This window comes from Candidatus Accumulibacter sp. ACC003, from assembly GCF_907163085.1.
Classification (GTDB): Bacteria; Pseudomonadota; Gammaproteobacteria; order Burkholderiales; family Rhodocyclaceae; genus Accumulibacter.
The window spans coordinates 1-18,342 of the sequence record NZ_CAJQTX010000009.1; the positions used below are offsets into that span (position 1 = coordinate 1).

Sequence of the window (18,342 nt, forward strand, 5' to 3'; positions counted from 1 at the left end):
ATGGCCTTCGATGCGCCCGGCGATCAGACTGGCGCGCTCGGTCAGGATGTACGAGCCTTTGCGGTTGCGCAACAATTGCGCCTCGCGCTCCATCGCCCGCAAGCGGCGCTGCAACAACTCGAGCTCGTGTGGCTGAATGTCGAGCAGCGCACAGACCGCGTCGAAGCTGACCGGCTTGCCCTGCTCTTCGAGAATCTGCAGGATGTATTCGCGCGACGGCAGCGGCTGATCGTAAGTCTTCAGCTCACGCTCGAGGTAGGGATCGGCGCGGCGGACTGCCGACAGTTTGCTTATTGACATTTGTTCTTGTTCCTATAAAATTCGCCCGTTCCGGAAATGCCCAGGTGGCGAAATTGGTAGACGCGCTAGGTTCAGGTCCTAGTGGTGGCAACACCGTGGAGGTTCGATTCCTCTCTTGGGCACCATCCTGAAACATTAAAGCTCTGATTAGTCAGGGCTTTTTTTGTGTCTTGGCCCGGCAACTTCGTTGCTCGGTGGCGCCATGCCACGAGCCGCCAGATGCTGAAGGCAGGCCAACTGCGAATTGTACGCTCACCCTCGCACGCTCTGAGCACGATCACGTGGATCGCTGTCTCGATCCCGCGTGCATCCGGAAACGGTGCCGACAGACGTTCGCAGCCCGAGAAGGCGCGCGCGTCACAAGCGATGCAGAGAGATGGGCGATTCCCTACTGCAGTTGTTGCGAATGATTTTCAAAACACTAGCCACTACCTACAAAAGTATGGATACTACGCTGCCGGAAAGTCGCTAGCCCCGCCGCTGCGAGTAAGTTCCAACTTAGCCAACCGTTAGGATTTCAGATGACGATACGACCGGAATTGTTAGAAAAGCTGCGCACCAAGCGCGCAACGCTGACGGACAACGTCAGCCCAGAGAAGTTGGAGGCACTGCACGCCAAGGGTTTGTTGTCGGCTCGTGAGCGCCTCGACGTGCTCTTTGACGAAGGCACCTTCCAAGAATTGGGCTTGCATGCCGCCCACAGCTCGACCAACTTCGGCATGACCACCAAGGTCTTGCCTGCTGACGGCGTCGTCGTTGGCACTGGCTACGTCGGGCCGATGCAGGTGGCCTCGTTCAGCCAGGACTTCAACGTCCTCGCCGGGACGCTTGGCAAAATGCAAGCGCGGAAAATCAACCGCATCATGCGCCATGCGCTCAGAAATGGCGTGCCGGTGGTGGCCTTCAAGGATTCGGGCGGTGCGCGTATCCAGGAAGGCGTTGACGCGCTTTCGGGCTACGGCGACGTGTTCTACTCCAACGTTCTGCTGTCCGGAGTGGTGCCACAGATCGCCGTGATCTGCGGCCCGTGCGCCGGTGGCGCCGCCTACTCACCGGCCTTGATGGACTTCGTGATCATGACCCGCGAGAACGCGCACATGTTCCTGACCGGTCCGCAGGTGATCAAGGCGGTGACCGGCCGCTCGACGACGATGGCCGAAGTCGGCGGCGCCGAGATGCATGCGACGGTCAGCGGCAATGCCCATTTCATCGCCGAGGACGACCAGCACGCGATCGCCATGGTCAAGCAGCTACTCTCGTATCTGCCTTCCAACAACACCGAGGACCCGCCGCACAATCTGGCGACGCCGATCGAAGAGATGGAAGATCCCGGAATCAACGACTGCATTCCGGAGAGCCCGTCAGAACCCCTCGACATGTACGCCATAATTCACCGCCTGGTCGACAATGGCGAGCTCCTAGAAGTCCATGCCGGCTTCGCCCGCAACGTGATTGTCGGCTTCGCCCGCATCAGCGGCGTAGTCATCGGCCTGGTCGCCAACCAGCCGATGGTGATGGCCGGCGCGCTCGACCTCAACGCCGCCGACAAGGTCGCTCGCTTCATACGGACCTGCAACGTGTTCAATGTCCCGGTCGTGACGCTGGTCGACGTTCCCGGTTTCCTGCCAGGGATCGAGCAAGAGCGCGGTGGCATTATTCGCCACGGCGCGAAAATGCTTTTTGCCTACGGCTCCTGCACAACGCCAAAAATCACCGTGATCCTGCGCAAGGCTTACGGCGGGTCGTATCTCGCCATGTGCAGCCAGGAAATGGGGGCAGACATGGTTTTTGCCTGGCCAACCGCCGAGATCGCCGTGATGGGCGCCGAGGCCGCGGTCAAGATCCTCTACCGCAAGGAAATCTCTGACGCCGAAGACAAGCCGGCGAAAGCCGCCGAACTGGCGCAGGAATACCGTGAAAAATTCGCCTCACCGTACGTGTCGGCGAGCAATTTCTACATTTCCGATGTCATCGAACCGCAGGACACGCGCTGGATGGTTGCCTTGGCACTGCGCAAGGTGCTCGACAAACGCGAACTCAGGCCGACCAAGAAGCACGGCAACATCCCCATGTAACTGGCGACGGAAGGAAAACGCTCCATGCTGACAGCAGCCATCATCAAGTCACTGCAGGTCTACGGCATCGCCGTCGTGGTCTCGCTGATCGTCGCCGTACTGATCAAGGTGCTGGTCACAGTGACCAGCAGGCTTGAACAACGCAAACCGGTCCAAGAAGTACCGACCGGTACGGTTTGCCCGGTCGGACTCGGTGTTCCCGAAGAAGATATTGCCGCCCTGTCGGCGGCGATCTTCGCGGCCCTCGGACCGCACCGCATCCTGCATATTTCCGAAAGCGCGCACGGCTGGGCCATCGGCGGCCGCGCCGCCCAGCATTCATCGCATACGCCGGGGCACGCCGCCGGCCGCAGCAACAGATAACAGACTACAGACAACAGCCAACAGGAGCTCGAAATGCCTAGAGAATTCAAGGTTACGGTGAACGGTCGCGAGTACGACGTCAGCGTGCTGGAAATCACCGCCGGCCAAGCCGTACCAACATCAGCCCCGGCCGCAGCCGCACCGGCAGCGGGTAGCGCACGCACCGCCGCACCTGCAGCCGCAGCCGCCGCGCCGGCCGCCGCCGCAGCTGCCGGAGACGGCGACGTCATCGCCGGGATGGGTGGCGTGGTCGTCGAAGTCAACGTCAAAGTGGGACAGGCAGTCGCCGTCGGTGATCGACTGGTCGTACTCGAAGCGATGAAGATGAAGACACCGATAATCGCCACCCGTGCTGGTCAGGTCACCCGCGTTCTGGTGGCAGCCGGCGACCCGATCGAGGGCGGACAGCCGCTGTTGACCATCGCGTGAGCGGACATCGGCCGGAACCCAGCTCCCATATGGTTTGCAAGTCAAGGCGCGGACCCGTGGGCGCTGTGGCTAGACGCGAGGACTGAAGCACATGGAAAGCATTAACTTTGTTGATCTATTTCAGGGCATAGCCACTCTGGCGGCCGCTGAACCAAAGATCATGATCGGGCGCATCTTCCTGATGTTGCTTGGTTTTTTGCTAATTTACCTGGGCTCCAGGAACATCCTGGAGCCTTTGTTGATGATCCCGATGGGGATGGGCATGTCCTCGGTTAACGCCGCGGTGATGTTCCTCGAAGGCGGCAAACCCGGGACGCTTTTTGTCGATCCCTTGATCAGCGATCCGGTCGCGTTGATCAACATCCTGCAGATTGACTGGCTACAACCGATCTACACGCTGACCTTCAGCAACGGTTTGATCGCCTGCCTGGTGTTCATGGGCATCGGCGTTCTCCTGGATGTCGGTTACGTCATGGCGCGGCCTTTCCAGAGCATGTTCATTGCCCTGTTCGCCGAGTTGGGAACCTTCGTCGTTTTCCCCCTGGCCATCGCCCTCGGCCTCACCGAGCCCGAAGCGGCGTCGGTGGCCACCATCGGCGGCGCCGACGGACCAATGGTGCTGTTCACCTCGCTGATTCTGGCCAAGCATCTGTTTGTCTCGATCACCGTCGTCGGCTACCTCTATCTTGGTCTGACCTATGGCGTTTATCCGTACATGATCAAGTGGCTGGTGCCCGCGCACATCCGCGGCATCGACATGTCTGCGGACCGCGGACCGCGGATCAGCCGTTCCCAGAAACTGATCTTCGCGGTCGTCGCCTGCACCCTGCTGTGCCTGCTGTTTCCGGTTGCTGCGCCGCTGTTCTTCTCGCTCTTTGTCGGCGTTGCCGTTCGCGAAAGCGGCCTGGAGAACTTCAGCAAGCTGCTCGGCGAGACCTTCCTGTACGGCGCGACATTCTTCCTCGGCCTGACTCTGGGAGTGCTCTGCGAGGCCAACACGCTACTCGACCCGACGGTCTTGAAACTCCTGATTCTCGGCATGGCGGCCCTGGGAATCTCGGCCCTCGGCGGACTCGCCGGCGGCTACATCCTGTATTTCTGGAGCGGCGGCAAGTTCAACCCGATCGTCGGCATCGCCGGCGTCAGTTGTGTACCGACGACCGCCAAGATCGTTCAGAAAGTGGCGACCGCGGCCAACCCGGGAGCGATCGTCATGCCGCAGGCGCTGGGAGCCAGTATCAGCGGCGTCATCACCTCGGCGATCATTGCCGCGGTCTTCATCTCGATCCTGCGCTAGAGCGACCAAGCAGCGCGTAGCGCGCACCTACCGATGGTAGGTGCGCGCGCTCGTGAGAAAACTGAAGGATTCATTTCGGACCTTGTCGGTCACCGCCCCGGCCAAGCCGGCAGCGCTACTCGACACTGCCAGCGCACAACCGCCAGCAAGACTGACGAGCTGGGCTCGTTCTTACTTGCCGGGATCGTGCGACTGCTTGCCAGACTCTACAGGAAAGCCTGGAAGCGGAATACCGTTGAACAAGGTGCGCGTCTGCGTTTTCAGCTGGTCCTGCATCTGGTTGAGCATCTTCCTGCTCTGTTCCATGTAGGTGCTCATCATCGTCTGCATCGCTGGGCCCTGGAAATTCATGAACTGCGACCACATGTCGTTCTGCAGCTGACTGTTGTTTTCGCCGTAAAGCGACTGTGACTGCTCCTGCAGCTTCTTCTGGAAGTCAACGAAGGACTTCATGTTGGTCTCCAGATACTTGCCGAGCATGCCCTGCATCGCGTGCCCGTAGAAGCGGATCATCTGCGACAGCAGATCGGCCGTAAACAGTGGCACCCCCGCCGCTTCCTCTTCCAGGATGATCTGCAAGAGAATCGCCCGGGAAATATCGTCGCCGGTCTTGGCGTCGAGAACGCTGAAGTTCTCTCGCGACAGGACCAAGTCTTTTACATCACTCAAGGTGATGTAAGCGCTCGTCTTGGTATCGTAAAGGCGACGATTCGGGTACTTCTTGATCAGCCGCAGCTGCTCCGACATGACGACGTTTCCTCCATTTGCGGGTAACTCGACGAGCGCTGACGCGCCCCCAGTGGTGCGGTGCAGCACAATTATACCTCAGCAAAAAAAAAACAGGCCCCTATTGGGGCCTGTCTTGACTTTCCTACAACAACCGAGTGCGCTTATTGATAGTACAGGCCGCCGCAGATGTTCATCGTCGAACCGGTCATGAAACCGGCGATATCGGAAGCCAGATAGGCACACGCTCCGCCGATCTCTTCCGGCTTGGCCAGACGCTTCATCGGCACGGTATCGACGATGCCTTGCAGGATCTCGGGCTTGATGGCCATGACCATCGGGGTCGCTACGTAGCCGGGGCAGATGGAGTTGACCGTCACGCCCTTGGCCGCCACTTCGGCGGCAAGCGCCTTGCTGAAACCAATCACGCCAGCCTTGGCCGCCGAGTAGTTGGTCTGGCCGGCCTGACCCTTGAGGCCGTTGAGCGACGAAATATTGATGATCCGGCCCCAACCGCGTTCGGCCATTTTCGCCGAAACCTGTTTGGTCATGTTGAACAGGCTATTCAGGTTGGTAGAAATTACGGCGTTCCACTGAGCCAGTTCCATCCGGGCAAACATCTTGTCACGGGTAATGCCGGCGTTATTGACCAGAATATCGATCGGGCCCGCCTTGGCTTCCGCCTCGGCGGTCAGGGCGACGCAGGAATCGTAGTCGGAGACGTCACCGGCAACACAGATGAAGTCCTTGAAACCGGCTTCTTCCATGGCCTTCGTCCACTCTTCCGGCTTGTCGAACTCCGGATGGTAAGCGGCAACCACTTTGTGACCGGCCTTGGCCAGTTCCTGGCAAATAGCCGTACCGATCCCACCCATGGCACCTGTAACCAAAGCAACACGTTGCGTCATAATTCTTCCTTTCCTGTTGACGAATGAAACAATTGGCGGCAAGAAGCCGCCACGATTACAACATCTCCCGAGCGGCCCGGACGGAAACTCCGTCACAAGTCCGCAACGCGGCTTCGTTCCAGGTCCACAGGGAATCCAGACCGCGATCTCCTGCCGACCCTGCAAAATCGCTCAGCGGAACTCAGTCCGCCATTGTCCCACCACCCGTCGTTTGCGCCAACCCGCTTGCGACACTCGCCGCTTGGCCAGGCTCACGCCTGCGCGCCGAGAAGAACGCCAGGAAGCGGCGAGGGGCGTCCGACCCAAGCCTACCAATGCTGGCAGCACTGCCCCGAACAAGGGCTGGCGCCGGATTCGCTCAACGACCACGCGACAAGCCTGCCAGACAACAGCCGCCGATTCTGCATTGCACCATCTACGCTGTCAATGGCAAGGCGTTCAGCCCGGTCATCGTGGCTGCCTGCGAACTGCCCGCAGCCACCCGGCAAGTAACGCCAGCGCGGCAGTTCCGCACTCTATAATCGGGGCATGTATATCGTGGCGATTGGCTGGCTCTACGTAACCGTCCTGATGGCGCTGACCGAGAGCAGCGTCGTCGCTGGCGTATTGACCCTGCTCTTCTACGGCCTGCTGCCGATAGCCTTGCTGCTGTGGCTGTTTGGCGGCCCGACGCGCCGCCGGCGCGCCCGCATGGCCGCTGAATCCGAGCGCGCGAATGGCCACAGCAACGCCGACGACGAGCAAGGCGATCGCTGACTACTGGTCTGCTGCCAGCCAGATCAACGACGCCATCCGCCCGGTCACGCGATCACGTCGATACGAAAAGAAGTGCTTCCCCTGCGCCGTGCAATAGCCGCCTCCGTAAACAGCGCCGACGCCGGAACGTTGCAGGCTTTGTCGCGCCAGCAAATAGATATCGGCCAGCCAGCCACCGCGATGCCCGGTGGCCGCATCGACCGAGGCGTCGCGGCACCTTGACTGCGCGGCGCTTGTCGGCTGAAACGCGTCGGCGGCGTCGTCGTGGGCGTCGACAAACGCCGCCCGGACCTCGCCGCCGACCTCGAAGGCCTGCGGGCCAATCGCCGGCCCGAGATAGGCCAGCAACTGCTCGCCGGGAAGTCCCATGGCGGCCACCGTTCGTTCCAGAATACCCGCCTGCAGACCGCGCCAACCGGCGTGCGCCGCCGCCACGGCAGTCCCCGATCGGTCGCAGAGCAGTACCGGCAGGCAGTCTGCCGTCATCACCGCACAGACCACACCCGAGCGCCGCGAAAAAGCACCATCGGCAGTCGGCACCTGCCCTGCTGCTGCGGTAGCCGCGTCCACGACCCGCGTACCGTGTACCTGCTGCAGCCAGCACGGCTTCGCCGGCAAGCGGCGGCCAAGCAGAAGGCGATTCTCGGCGACGGCCAGCGGATCATCGCCGACATGGTCGCCGAGGTTGAGACTGGCGTAGGGCGCCAGGCTGACACCGCCGTGACGGGTGGTGATCAGAGCGCGCACACGCGCCGGCGCCGGCCAGTCGGGAACGATCCAGTCTTTATTGCTCACCAAGGTCGTCGTCGTCCGGGCTGTCGTCATCATCGTCGCCCTCTTGCCAGTCGTCGTCTCGCCAGTCATCCTGCTGCCAATCGTCGTCCTCTTCGTAGCGCTCGAATTGGAGACCGTGCTCGGCCGTCTCCTGGCGCTGCGTCTCGATCAGCGTCGCCATATCGTCGGGCACCGTCGACCGCCACAGCATCGCTTTGCCAGTCCCCGGGTGAACCAGCGCCAGGCGGCAGGCATGCAGCGCCTGACGCGAAAATTCCGGACCGCGCGGCACACGATTGACAGCACCGCCGTAGGCCTCGTCACCAACCAAGGGATGCCCGACCGAGGTCATGTGCACGCGTATCTGGTGGGTACGGCCGGTTTCCAGAGCGCATTCGATCAGCGTACAGACCAGAAAGCTATCGAGCACCCGATAGTGCGTACGCGCCGGCTTACCGGTGTTCACCACCGCCATTTTGGTACGCTGCGTGGGATGCCTACCGATTGGCGCGTCGACCGTGCCCGAACGGTCGACGAGGCCGCGCACCAGCGCCTGATAACAGCGCTTGACGGTTCTCGCCTGCAGTTGCCGGACCAGATCGGTTTGCGCCTCGAGCGTCTTGGCGACGACCATCAGACCACTGGTATCCTTGTCGAGGCGATGCACGATCCCCGCCCGCGGCACCTTGTCGAGTTGCGGCGCGTGGTGCAGCAAGGCGTTGAGCAGCGTCCCCGTCCAATTCCCACAGCCCGGATGAACAACCAGTCCGGCTGGCTTGTCGAGCACCAGGATATGCTCATCCTCGAACACCAGCAGCAGCGGTATATCCTCTGGAGCCGACGATTCCGTGCGTTCGTCTGGCGCCTCGGCGACTTCAAGAGTCTCGCCGGCCCACAGCTTGCGACGGGGCTCGACGACCACCTCGCTGGCGACGCTGACGCGACCATCGCGCACCCAGTTCTGCAGCCGACTGCGCGAATGCTGTGGCAGCAAACGAGCGAGAACCTGGTCAAGGCGCTGGCCGCTGCAATCGACGGGCACGCTCAGGGCAATTCTGGGGTTTGCGCTATAATCGGCGAGCCCCTTGTCGTCGGTCGACACAAGCGTCGGCGCCTTCTTTTTCTGTGGGTTTTTCATCATGCGTAGTTTAGCGGTTATCGCAGCGCTTTTCGTCGCCACTCTCTTTTCGGGCTGCGGCCTTTTCCCCGAATCGAAGGATGAAACAATCGGCTGGTCGGCCAACAAGCTCTACGCCGAGGCCAAGGATGCCCTCAACGACGGCTCCTACACCAAGGCCGTCAAGTACTTCGAGAAGCTCGAGTCGCGCTACCCTTACGGCCGCTACGCCCAGCAAGCACAGATCGAGATCGCCTACGCCTACTGGAAGGATCAGGAGCCCGCTTCGGCGATTGCCGCCTGCGACCGCTTCATCAAGCTGCATCCGAACCACCCGAATGTCGACTACGTTTACTACTTGCGCGGCCTGATCAACTTCAACGAAGACCTGGGTCTTCTTGGCGCGATCAGCAACCAGGACATGACCGAACGCGACCCGAAAGGCGCGCGCGAATCGTTTGACGCCTTCAAGGAACTGGTCACCCGCTTCCCGGACAGCAAGTACACGCCCGACGCGCTGCTGCGCATGAAGTACCTGGTCAATGCCCTGGCGCGGCTCGAACTGCACGTTGCCCGCTACTACATGAAACGAGGCGCCTACCTGGCAGCGGCGAACCGTGCCCAGTACGCGGTGATCAACTATCCCGGCACGCCGTCCACCGAGGAGGCACTGTTCATCATGGTCAAGGCCTACGATTTGCTTGGCCTGGACGATCTGCGCGACGATGCCGAACGCGTCATGCGCAAGAACTATCCCGACAGCGAATACTATATACGTGGCCTCGAACGCCAAGAACCGTGGTGGAAGTTGTGGTGAGGCGCCGCCGCTGGCGATCCCAACCGGCAGGCCAGCGCAACGACGCGCGCGCCAGCCGGCGTCAGGCCTCAGATCGACTGCTTGATGGCCAGGACAGCCTGGTTGCGCAAGGTGCGCAGCAAGGACAGCTCTTTCTCGGAGATGACGATTTCGCCAGCGTGTTCGCGATCGGCGTAAATCATCGCCACCGGATTGCCTTTGACGCAAAGCGGGAAGACGACGAAGGTTTCGGCGCTCACCGCCTTGCGAAACCACGCCGGAATTCGTGCCGCGATCTTTGCCTCACTGGTATCGCTGATCAGGACATCGACGCCATTGGCCAGCGCCGCGTGAAAGATATCAGCGGCAAACACCAGTGAAAATCTGAAGCGCTTGGCAATCTCCGGAGCGTTCGGCCCAAAGCCGAAACGACCGAGCATCGAATTGCTGCGCCCATCGCGGATACACAGGATGACGGTCTTGAAACCCTTGGCACGGTAGAAGGTTTCCAGGATGATGCGCAACACATCGTTGAGCTTGAAGTCGCTGATCAAGGCGTTGCTGACGTCCTGAATACCGGCCAGCAAGATCACTTCGCCGGCCTCGGGGGCGTCAGCCGAAGCCAGCTTGCCGCCACCGGCCGATCGCTCATCGCAGACGGACGCTGGCACCATATCCGCAAGCACCGTGCCGGCCAAGCCGTTCTCCGCAGCCGGCGGCGACAGGCCAGCGACCGGCCTGGCTGCCGCCGCCCCTCCCCAGGCCCTGAGCTGTCTGCCAAAATGCGTTTGCGGCAGATTGAGGTGAATGATGCCGGCAAAATGACTCATCTGCTCGAAGGATCTGACCAGCGTTCTCTGTAAACCTTGCTCGTCGACTTCAATGACATCGCCAAAACGAGCGACGATCTTGCGCAACTCTTTCTGTTGCTGTTCAGGTTTCGCGTCGGCGACCAGCGTGCAGAGTTCATTGGCCAGCGCGGCGAGGACGCGCAAGCGATCTTCGGAGTTGGCCGGGCGGCGAACGCCCCCCACCGGCAGCTTGCGCATACTGTTGACGATCAGCTTCGGAAACCCCCAACTCTGGGCGATACCGACACCCAGATCTTCGAACGACAGGCCGAGGACCTGCAGCGCGGCGACCTCTTCGGCACAGTTCTTCTGTTGGACGAAGCGCCTGATTTCGGCACTTTCTTCGGGAAAGTAGTACTGGCTCAGCAAGCGTCCAAGGTTGTGGAACATCGAACAAATGAACGCCTGCTCAACGTCGCCGTGGCTTGCAGCCTTGCTGCCGATGTCCTTGGCCAGGACACCGGCCAAGTTGGCGCGCAGGAACTCCTCCTTGAGCTGATTGGCGTTCTCCTTGTTCTGCAAATGCTCGAAGAGCATCACCGTGATGGCGATGCTGCGCACCGCATCGAGACCGAGGACGACGACCGCTCGCGAGACGGTGCTGATACTGCCGCCACCGGCCTGCCGATAGTGCACCGAGTTCACCATCCGCAAGATCTTGTTGGTCAGCGAAAAATCCTTGATGATCGCATTTGAGAGATCGCCAATGCTTTGATTCTCCGAGGCGGTGATCCGGTTGATCGCCCCAACCGACTCCGACAATGCCGGGAAATCGCTCTTGTGGCGCATCCGCCGGAGCAGGAAGTCGATCGTGCTCTGCTTGCTATCGACTGCCGGCGTCACGCTTTCCGGCTGCCGGTAATCGTCGAGAGCCGCGCGCATCTCGGCGGCGGTCGCGTAGCGACTCTGTGGATCGCGTGCCAGAGCCCGATAGAGAACAGCCAGCAGCCGCTCGTCGAGCAAACTGCTCAGCTCGTGCGGCAATCTGACGTCGCTGCTGGCGATCTGTTGCATCACCAGCTTGATGTCGCTACCAGCGACCGCGCGCTGCCCGCTGAGCAACTCGTACAGAACCAGACCGGCGGAAAAGATGTCCGTCCTTTGGTTGCTGGTCCGCGTTTCGATGTACTCGGGAGCCATATACGCTGGCGTTCCCGACCACTGGCCGCCATCGCTGGCCAGACCGGCAGCGCGACTGGCGATGCCGAAATCCATCACCCGCGGCACGCCATCATCGTCAATCAGAATGTTGCTTGGCTTGAGGTCGCGGTGAATGATCCCCGCCGCGTGCGCATGCGCTACGGCATCGAGGATCGTCTGCATGATCGCCACTGCCCTCTCCGGCGGCAAGCCACCACTGAGCTGCAGGTACTCGGCCAGGTTCTTGCCCGGCACATACTGGAAAACGAGGTACAGCTCGCCGCGGTCTTCGGCGGCCTCGAAAATCGGTACGATGCTCGGGTGGCGTAGCTGGCTGACCATCCGCGCCTCTTCGAGCAACTGCCGATGCTGCTGCGGATCGGCGCGCGCGTAGTGCATGGTCTTGATCGCCACCTGCCGCTGCAGATGTGGGTCGAGCGCCAGATAGACAACGCTCTGGGCGCCTCGACCCAGCTCACGAATGATCTCGAAACGTCCAACGCGCTTGCTCACAGGCTTTGCTTGACCTCACAAAAGCACATTCTAAGCGAGTCTCCTCGCCGTGCAGGACCACAAAAGTCACGATCGCCAAAGCACTCGCTGCTCAAATCCACAGCAGCTTCGGCGCTGTCCCCCTTCGTCCCCAGACGACGGCGACCTGGCCGAACTCGCGACCGAGCGCGACAATATCCGGCGGCTGCACGTCCAGCACCAGATAGTTCGGCTCAGCAGGCCAGAGATTATCGTCAGCAACGTTACAGCCAGCCAGAAAAAGCCAGCGCGAGGCGCTCAGGCGGTCGTACAAACGCAAATGCCGAAGGCTATTCTGGTCCTCGCTCAGCAAGCTTCCGGGGTTGTAGGCGGTGACGATCCCCCAGCCGACAAGGCCGTCCACCGGACCTCCAGCAAGCGCCGCCAGACGCTCGGGCGAGGTCGTCAGGCGGCCCAGAAAATCATCGAACCCGCTGTCGGCGACGCCGATGCGCAAAGCGAAATCTCCTTCACGAGTCGCCACTCGATAAGTCGTCGCGGCGAAAGCCGCTGCCATGTCCTGGCGATTCATTGCTGATCGCCAACGCCGCCGATCTCTTGCAGGTCCCCCAAACGCTGCTGTGCTTCGCCGACCGGCAGGGCCTCGACACCGCGCAGCTTGCGCTCGATCTGGCGAGTCCGCACGCCGGCCGATTCGATACTCCGGCTGGCCTGTTCGAGCTTCCTGTGCGTCGCCTCAAGGATTTCGCCGAACTTGCCGAACTCGGTCTTGATGGCGCCGAGAACTGCCCAGACTTCCGACGAGCGGCGCTCGATGGCCAGCGTTCGGAAGCCCATTTGCAGACTGTTGAGCAGCGCGGCCAGCGTCGTCGGGCCGGCGATGCAGATCCGCCAATCGCGCTGCAGGCCATCGACCAGCCCGGGCCGCCGCAGAACTTCCGCGAAAAGACCCTCGATCGGCAGGTAGAGGATCGCGAAGTCAGTTGTATACGGCGGTTCGACGTACTTGTCGTGAATCGTCCTGGCGGCCAGGCGCAGCCGCCCTTCGAGCGCCTTGGTCGCAACCTCGAGTGCCACCGGATCGGCTCTATCCTGCGCCTCCAGCAGGCGCTGATAGTCCTCCAGCGGAAACTTGGCGTCGATCGGCAACCACACCGGCCGCTGCGCGTCGTCGATCGAGCGACCCGGCAAGCGAATGGCGAACTCGACGCGCTCCTGCGAATCAGGCCTGGTCGCCACGTTCGTCGCGAACTGCTCGCTGCTCAGCAGTTCCTCCAGCAAGGCTGCCAATTGCACCTCCCCCCAGCTGCCACGCGTCTTGACGTTGGTCAGCACCTTCTTCAGGTCGCCAACGCCGGTCGCCAGCGTCTGCATCTCGCCGAGCCCCTGATGGACCTGCTCGAGGCGCTCGCTGACCAGCTTGAACGATGCGCCGAGGCGTTGTTCGAGCGTCGCGTGCAGTTTTTCATCGACCGTCCGGCGCATCTCTTCGAGTTTGCCGGCATTGTCGGCCTGCATCGCTGCCAGTCTCTTCTCCAGCGCCTGGCGCAGGTCCTCGAAACGCTGTTCATTGCTGTTCGTCAGGCGCGCCAGCTGCTGTGCAAACGATTCGAGCTGCTGCGCCTGCAGCCGGCCAAGCTGGGCCAATTGCCCAGCGAGCGTCTGCGACAAGCGGCTCAAAGACAGCGATTGTTCCTCGCGATCGCCGCGGGCGGCGTTTGCCGCCTCTTGTCGGCCCAGAGACATCTCCTGACGCAACTCGCGCTCGAGTCGATCGAGACCGCCTTGCAGGTCGCGCAGACGCACGCCGACCAACTCTCGGGCCGTTCCGGCGCGCAGCAGCAGAACGAGCTGCAGGACGATCACCACGAGGCCGAGCGAAAAGGCGGCGTAGGGCCAGTACGGCCAGGCCTCGCTCATGCTTCGCCGGTCGCCGGAACAAGCGCCGCCAGCGGTCGCTGCAAAGGCCAGCGACTGACCCTATTCGAGCGCGAAGACAACCCGATTCCCGGCGGCCGGCTGCGGCGAAGCCGCTTTATCGTCGACCTTGCCGATCTTGGCCGGCCGCAGGAACACACGTTCGGCCGGAACCTGCTGCGCCAACAGCCAGTCGCGAACGACTTGCGCCCGTTGCTCGGCCAACGCGCGCAGGTCGCTGTCGTCGACGACCGAATTGGCCAGAATCAGCTTCTCCATTTCATCGGCCGGCAACGTCTTGACCAATCCGACCATATTGCGTGGCTTCTCGAAGTCCTCGGCACGGTAAACCTTCTCCAGCAATACCGGGTACTCGTCGGCGCCGATGTCGACGGTCGCCGCCAGCGGGTCTTTGCCATCTCTCTTCTTCCCACCGGCCGCTTTCAGCTCCTGCAGTTTGCGATTTAGGCGGGCGCGCTTCAATCCCTCGGGGTCAGCTTCCGGGTCAGCGTGCCCGCCGACGGCGAGCTTGAGTGCGGGCCGGTCCAGCAAGGCCTTGGCCAGCGTCTCGAGACGCTTTTGTGCCGCCGGGGTGATGGTCGACTGGCCGAAATCGAACTCGACGTTCGACAATTCCTCGCCGCCGCCAAAGAGCGACCCCAGCAGGGCAAAAGGCGAGGTCACGACCTTGACCAGAAGGTTGCCGATCAGATTGCCGAGCAGGCCACCGATACTGAACTCGGGATCATCGAGCGAACCGGCGACCGGCAGGTTGATGTCGATCTCGCCCTTTGAGTTCTTCAGCAGGGCAACGGCGAGGCTCACCGGCAGCTTGGTTGCCTCCGGGCTATCGACCGCGTCGCCGAAGGTCAGCTGATCGAGAAAAACCCGGTTCTCGGCGGTCAACTGGTTGTTGTCTACCTTGTACTTGACAAACAGCGACAGCTTGCCTTTTTCGATCGCGTAACCCGCGTACTTGCCCGAGTACGGCGACAGTGCGGTCATCTCGATCCCCTTGACGTCGGCCTGCAAGTCCAGATAAGGCTTGGCGATCAGCGGGTTGACCTGGCCGCTCACCTTGATCGGCGCAATATTGTCGTAAGTGCCACGCAGGTCGACCGTGGCGACACTGCCGGCAGCAGACGACAAGCCGCTGATGGCACCGCCGATTTTCTTCAGATCGGCCGAGTAGTTCGGTTTGATGAAGTTGTCGCTGAATTTGATGTCGCCACCCTGCAGAGTGATCTTGCCGACCTTCACCGGCAGCCGCGACTCGCTGCCGCCAGCAAGCGGCGCGACGGCCTTGCCTGCGCCAGAAACCACGGCGGTGGTCTGCTCCGCCTTCTTGGTAACCAGCGCCGTCGGCGGCTCATTAGCCTGGCGAACGACCTGCAAGAGGTTGAGTTTCCCTTGCGGATTGATGATCACGCGGGCAAAAAAATCAGCCAGAGCGACCTCGCCAATCGACAGCGAACTCGGATTCAGGCGCAGGTCGAGGTGACCAAAAGACAAGGACTTCCAGTTCAGGAAGTCGGCCGAATTGCTCTTGTCGACCGCTGCGAAATCGCCAACCGCCAGCTGCCCCGAGAAGGCTCCCGACAGCTTGCCGGTCTCGGCACCTGCGACGGCTGCGGCAAGCTGCTGCAAACGAAGATCGCCACTCAAGAGCACCTGCCCACGCGTCAGAACGACATTCAACTGCTCGGTAAAATACGGCTGCAGCGGTACCAGGTCGAGCGCCTTGACGACGACTTTGAGGTCGGTATCGAGCGGAAAAAGCGTCACCTTGCCGTCGACCTCGACGCCGCCTTTCTTGTTCACCATGAACCGCGTCGCGATGCTGGCCGTCGTACCGGGCTCGGTAGACAGGTTTTCGGCATCAATCTTCATACCGTCGATGCTGTGCACCACCGCCGGCGAGATCATCCGATCTTCGAAACGTAACCCAAGGTCTTCACCGCGGTACTTGGCGACGCTCACTTTCCACGGCCCGGCCGAATCCTTCCGGGAGGCTTCGACGACGCGCAAGGAAGGCGGTTCGACGAACTCTATCGTGCCATCTGCAGCGCGCCGGATCAGCAGCTTGGCACCGTGCGACGCGACCTCGGCGATGGCCAGCTCGCGCTTGGCGAGATCGATGCGCCCCCCCTTGGCCGAGAAGGCGTCGAGTGCGATCCATTGTCCGGCTTGCATGCGAAATGCGAGGTCAAACTCACCGGCGGAGCTTCCTTTGCTGGCAAAGTTTTTCAAGCCGATCTGCAGCCCGTCTACGCTGGCGTCAAACGCTTCGCCATGCGACTCGTCACGCCAGCGCAGCGCGCCACCGCTCACTTTCGCGGTCGCCAGCGACCACTCGATCGGCACCGACTTCTCGCTCTTGCTGGCAGCCGGCGTCGGCGTGCCGCGGGTAACGAGTTCCTTGCTGAAGAAGTCGACCCAGTTGATCGTACCTTGCGGGCTTACCCGGGCATGAATTTCGGGCGTATCAACATCAATTCGCTCGATCGCGAACCTGCCGTCGAGTGGCTCAATACTATCGATCACCACCTCCAGAGCGCGCACAGAAATCAGCGGCGCGCCTGAACTCTCCTTGACGACGACGTCCTTGAGCGCCACTTTGCCGGAAACAACGAGCGTCGAATGATCTTCGTCCTGGCGCTTGAACGCCAGCTTCAGTTCGCTATCGAGTGCGCCCGAAGTGACCTTGATCGGCAAGCTGAACGGCAGGTACTCGAGATACCTGGCGACTTGCACGGCACGCAGATCAAGCGCCAGCTCGCTCTCCAGCGAAGTGTCAAAAGGCTTGCTCTTGCCCTGAATGAGCAGCGGCGAGCCGTCGATCGACGCTGAAAAAGCCGGCTCGACATAGATCGCGGTCGCCTGCGGCAAGCTCGAGATGAATGGCACGCCGATATCAAGCTCGCTGATCAGGTGCTTCTCACCAAGCGTCTGGTCGTCAAACTCGATTTTCCCGCCGGAGATCTGGATGTTGTTGAGCGAAAAACGCGGCGTCGGATCGTCCGACGCGGGCCTGGCCATGAACTCATCGACCAGATCGGAAACGTTGAAGCGCCCATCCGCCTGACGGACGATTCTGAACGCCGGAGCCACCAATTTAAGCTCGCTGATCACCGGCCCACCACGCCACAGCGAACTCCACTCGACGTCGACGTCAAGGCGGTCGAAAGCGATTAGTGCGTCGCCCCCGTCCTTGTCCTGAACAGCCAAGCCTGCGACTTGCAGCGACAGCGTGTAGGGGTTTATCCGCACGCCCTCGATTGTTACCGGTCGGTGCAAAGCCACCGCCAGCTGATCGACCAGTATTGATTTGACGAGCGGCGGCAAGCCAAAAAAACCAAGCAGGCTGAAGACGAGCACCGCAAGCGCGAGTCGAAGCCCGTATTTTCTGATCGTAGTTTTGCTGGACGAGGCGGTCGTTTTGGCAGTTTCAGCTTCTTCAGTCATCGCAACAGACCGCTAGGTGGCTTGGAAAGCGCCGAATTTAGCACGAACGTGCCGCCCCCGCACCCGCCGGGATACGGTTGTCGACACGCTCAGCCAGGTGTGGCGGTCAGCACGGAGCAACGCCGCGGAACAGCACGACGGACCGGAAAGCGCCTGACGGAAACCTCAGAAGCCGTCCTTCCATGCGCGCAAGGCGGCAAAGACCGCCACGTCGTCGTGGGCGTCGGCGACCCTGCGTCTGGCCGCTGCCGCCACTTCTGGCTCGGCGCTGCGCAAGAAAGGGTTGCTCGCCTTCTCGATGGCGATTGTCGAGGGGACCGTCGGCCAGCCTTTGGCACGCGCTACCGCCACTTCGTTTACGCGGCTCTGCAGGCGGCGATTGCCCGGCTCGACGGCCAGAGCGAAGCGCAGATTTGCCTCGGTGTACTCGTGTGCGCAGTAGACTGCCGTCTCGCCGGGCAAAGCCGCCAGCCGCGCCAACGAATCGGCCATCTGCGCGGCGCTCCCCTCGAACAGCCGACCACAGCCGCCAGCGAACAGGGTATCGCCACAGAACAGGCAGTCTGCGCCATAATAGGCAAGGTGTCCGAGGGTGTGTCCGGGAACCGCGAGGACCTGAAACTCGACGTCGCAGAAGGCAGTGCGGATCGTCTCGCCACCGGCCAGAGGCCGGGTGATGCCGCTGATCGATTCGGTCGCCGGACCAAAGACCTCGGCCGGATAGTGGGCCAGCAGGCGGCTTACGCCACCTTGATGATCAGCATGGTGGTGGGTAACCAGGATGGTGGTCAGCGATAGCCCATACTGGTCGAGCACCTCGAGAACGGGCCGTGCATCGCCGGGATCAACGACGGCAGCTGCCGCGCCTTTGCGCAACAACCAGATGTAGTTATCCTTGAAGGCTGGAATGCGGATGACGTCGAACATCGCTCAATT

Annotated in this window: 16 protein-coding genes and 1 tRNA gene; 7 read left to right on the top strand and 10 right to left on the bottom strand. The window is 61.6% G+C overall.

Annotated features, from left to right (window positions below; all coding sequences use genetic code 11):
• Positions 1-300: winged-helix domain-containing protein (locus QZ656_RS18490; protein WP_291994761.1), on the bottom strand; the 300-nt coding region annotated here is incomplete at its 3' end.
• Between the two features lie 38 nt (positions 301-338).
• Between QZ656_RS18490 and QZ656_RS18495 the strand changes: the two genes are divergently transcribed.
• The 5 genes from QZ656_RS18495 to QZ656_RS18515 all read left to right on the top strand — a co-directional run bounded on the left by QZ656_RS18495 (position 339) and on the right by QZ656_RS18515 (position 4,464).
• Positions 339-425, top strand: a tRNA-Leu gene (locus tag QZ656_RS18495).
• Between the two features lie 396 nt (positions 426-821).
• Positions 822-2,375, top strand: a complete 1,554-nt coding sequence (locus QZ656_RS18500; protein WP_291994762.1) for an acyl-CoA carboxylase subunit beta — start codon at positions 822-824, stop codon at positions 2,373-2,375.
• A gap of 24 nt (positions 2,376-2,399) precedes the next feature.
• A complete protein-coding gene (locus QZ656_RS18505; RefSeq protein WP_291994763.1) occupies positions 2,400-2,738 on the top strand; it encodes a hypothetical protein in 339 nt (112 codons plus the stop codon).
• Between the two features lie 33 nt (positions 2,739-2,771).
• Positions 2,772-3,167 carry a biotin/lipoyl-containing protein gene (locus tag QZ656_RS18510; protein WP_291994764.1) on the top strand — a complete coding sequence of 132 codons (396 nt, stop codon included), beginning with the start codon at positions 2,772-2,774 and terminating at the stop codon, positions 3,165-3,167.
• Between the two features lie 91 nt (positions 3,168-3,258).
• Positions 3,259-4,464, top strand: coding sequence for a sodium ion-translocating decarboxylase subunit beta (locus tag QZ656_RS18515; protein WP_291994765.1), 1,206 nt, complete (start codon positions 3,259-3,261; stop codon positions 4,462-4,464).
• 171 nt (positions 4,465-4,635) lie between these two features.
• Here the strand turns inward: QZ656_RS18515 and phaR are convergent, their stop codons facing one another.
• Positions 4,636-5,211: a polyhydroxyalkanoate synthesis repressor PhaR gene (gene phaR, locus QZ656_RS18520; protein WP_291994766.1), complete on the bottom strand. Its 576-nt coding sequence runs from the start codon at positions 5,209-5,211 to the stop codon at positions 4,636-4,638.
• Between the two features lie 143 nt (positions 5,212-5,354).
• The gene (locus QZ656_RS18525; protein WP_291994767.1) at positions 5,355-6,098 is read right to left on the bottom strand and encodes a beta-ketoacyl-ACP reductase; all 744 of its coding nucleotides are present in this window, start codon (positions 6,096-6,098) and stop codon (positions 5,355-5,357) included.
• Between the two features lie 528 nt (positions 6,099-6,626).
• Between QZ656_RS18525 and QZ656_RS18530 the strand changes: the two genes are divergently transcribed.
• Positions 6,627-6,854, top strand: a complete 228-nt coding sequence (locus QZ656_RS18530) for a hypothetical protein (protein WP_291994768.1) — start codon at positions 6,627-6,629, stop codon at positions 6,852-6,854.
• On the opposite strand, the gene pgeF is transcribed toward QZ656_RS18530, so the two are convergent.
• Together pgeF and rluD are read right to left on the bottom strand one after the other, a co-directional pair.
• Positions 6,855-7,679, bottom strand: coding sequence for a peptidoglycan editing factor PgeF (pgeF, locus tag QZ656_RS18535; protein ID WP_291995251.1), 825 nt, complete (start codon positions 7,677-7,679; stop codon positions 6,855-6,857).
• Entirely contained in the window at positions 7,639-8,766 is a 1,128-nt protein-coding gene (gene rluD / locus QZ656_RS18540) for a 23S rRNA pseudouridine(1911/1915/1917) synthase RluD (protein WP_291995252.1), read from the bottom strand. The genes pgeF and rluD overlap by 41 nt, the downstream gene beginning before the upstream one ends.
• 1 nt (position 8,767) lies before the next feature.
• Between rluD and QZ656_RS18545 the strand changes: the two genes are divergently transcribed.
• Positions 8,768-9,562, top strand: a complete 795-nt coding sequence (locus QZ656_RS18545) for an outer membrane protein assembly factor BamD (protein ID WP_291994769.1) — start codon at positions 8,768-8,770, stop codon at positions 9,560-9,562.
• Positions 9,563-9,630: 68 nt separating this feature from the next.
• Here QZ656_RS18545 and QZ656_RS18550 read toward each other — a convergent pair whose 3' ends face one another.
• From QZ656_RS18550 to gloB, 5 genes are all read right to left on the bottom strand, one after another.
• Complete coding sequence (locus QZ656_RS18550; protein WP_291994770.1) at positions 9,631-12,045, bottom strand: serine/threonine protein kinase; 2,415 nt, start codon at positions 12,043-12,045, stop codon at positions 9,631-9,633.
• A 91-nt stretch (positions 12,046-12,136) separates the two neighbouring features.
• Positions 12,137-12,520, bottom strand: a complete 384-nt coding sequence (locus QZ656_RS18555; protein WP_291994771.1) for a DUF3293 domain-containing protein — start codon at positions 12,518-12,520, stop codon at positions 12,137-12,139.
• A 71-nt stretch (positions 12,521-12,591) separates the two neighbouring features.
• Entirely contained in the window at positions 12,592-13,944 is a 1,353-nt protein-coding gene (gene rmuC, locus QZ656_RS18560; protein ID WP_291994772.1) for a DNA recombination protein RmuC, read from the bottom strand.
• 60 nt (positions 13,945-14,004) lie between these two features.
• Positions 14,005-17,319, bottom strand: a complete 3,315-nt coding sequence (locus tag QZ656_RS18565; RefSeq protein ID WP_291994773.1) for a DUF748 domain-containing protein — start codon at positions 17,317-17,319, stop codon at positions 14,005-14,007.
• Between the two features lie 252 nt (positions 17,320-17,571).
• Positions 17,572-18,333: a hydroxyacylglutathione hydrolase gene (gloB, locus tag QZ656_RS18570; protein WP_291994774.1), complete on the bottom strand. Its 762-nt coding sequence runs from the start codon at positions 18,331-18,333 to the stop codon at positions 17,572-17,574.
• Positions 18,334-18,342: the final 9 nt, after the last annotated feature.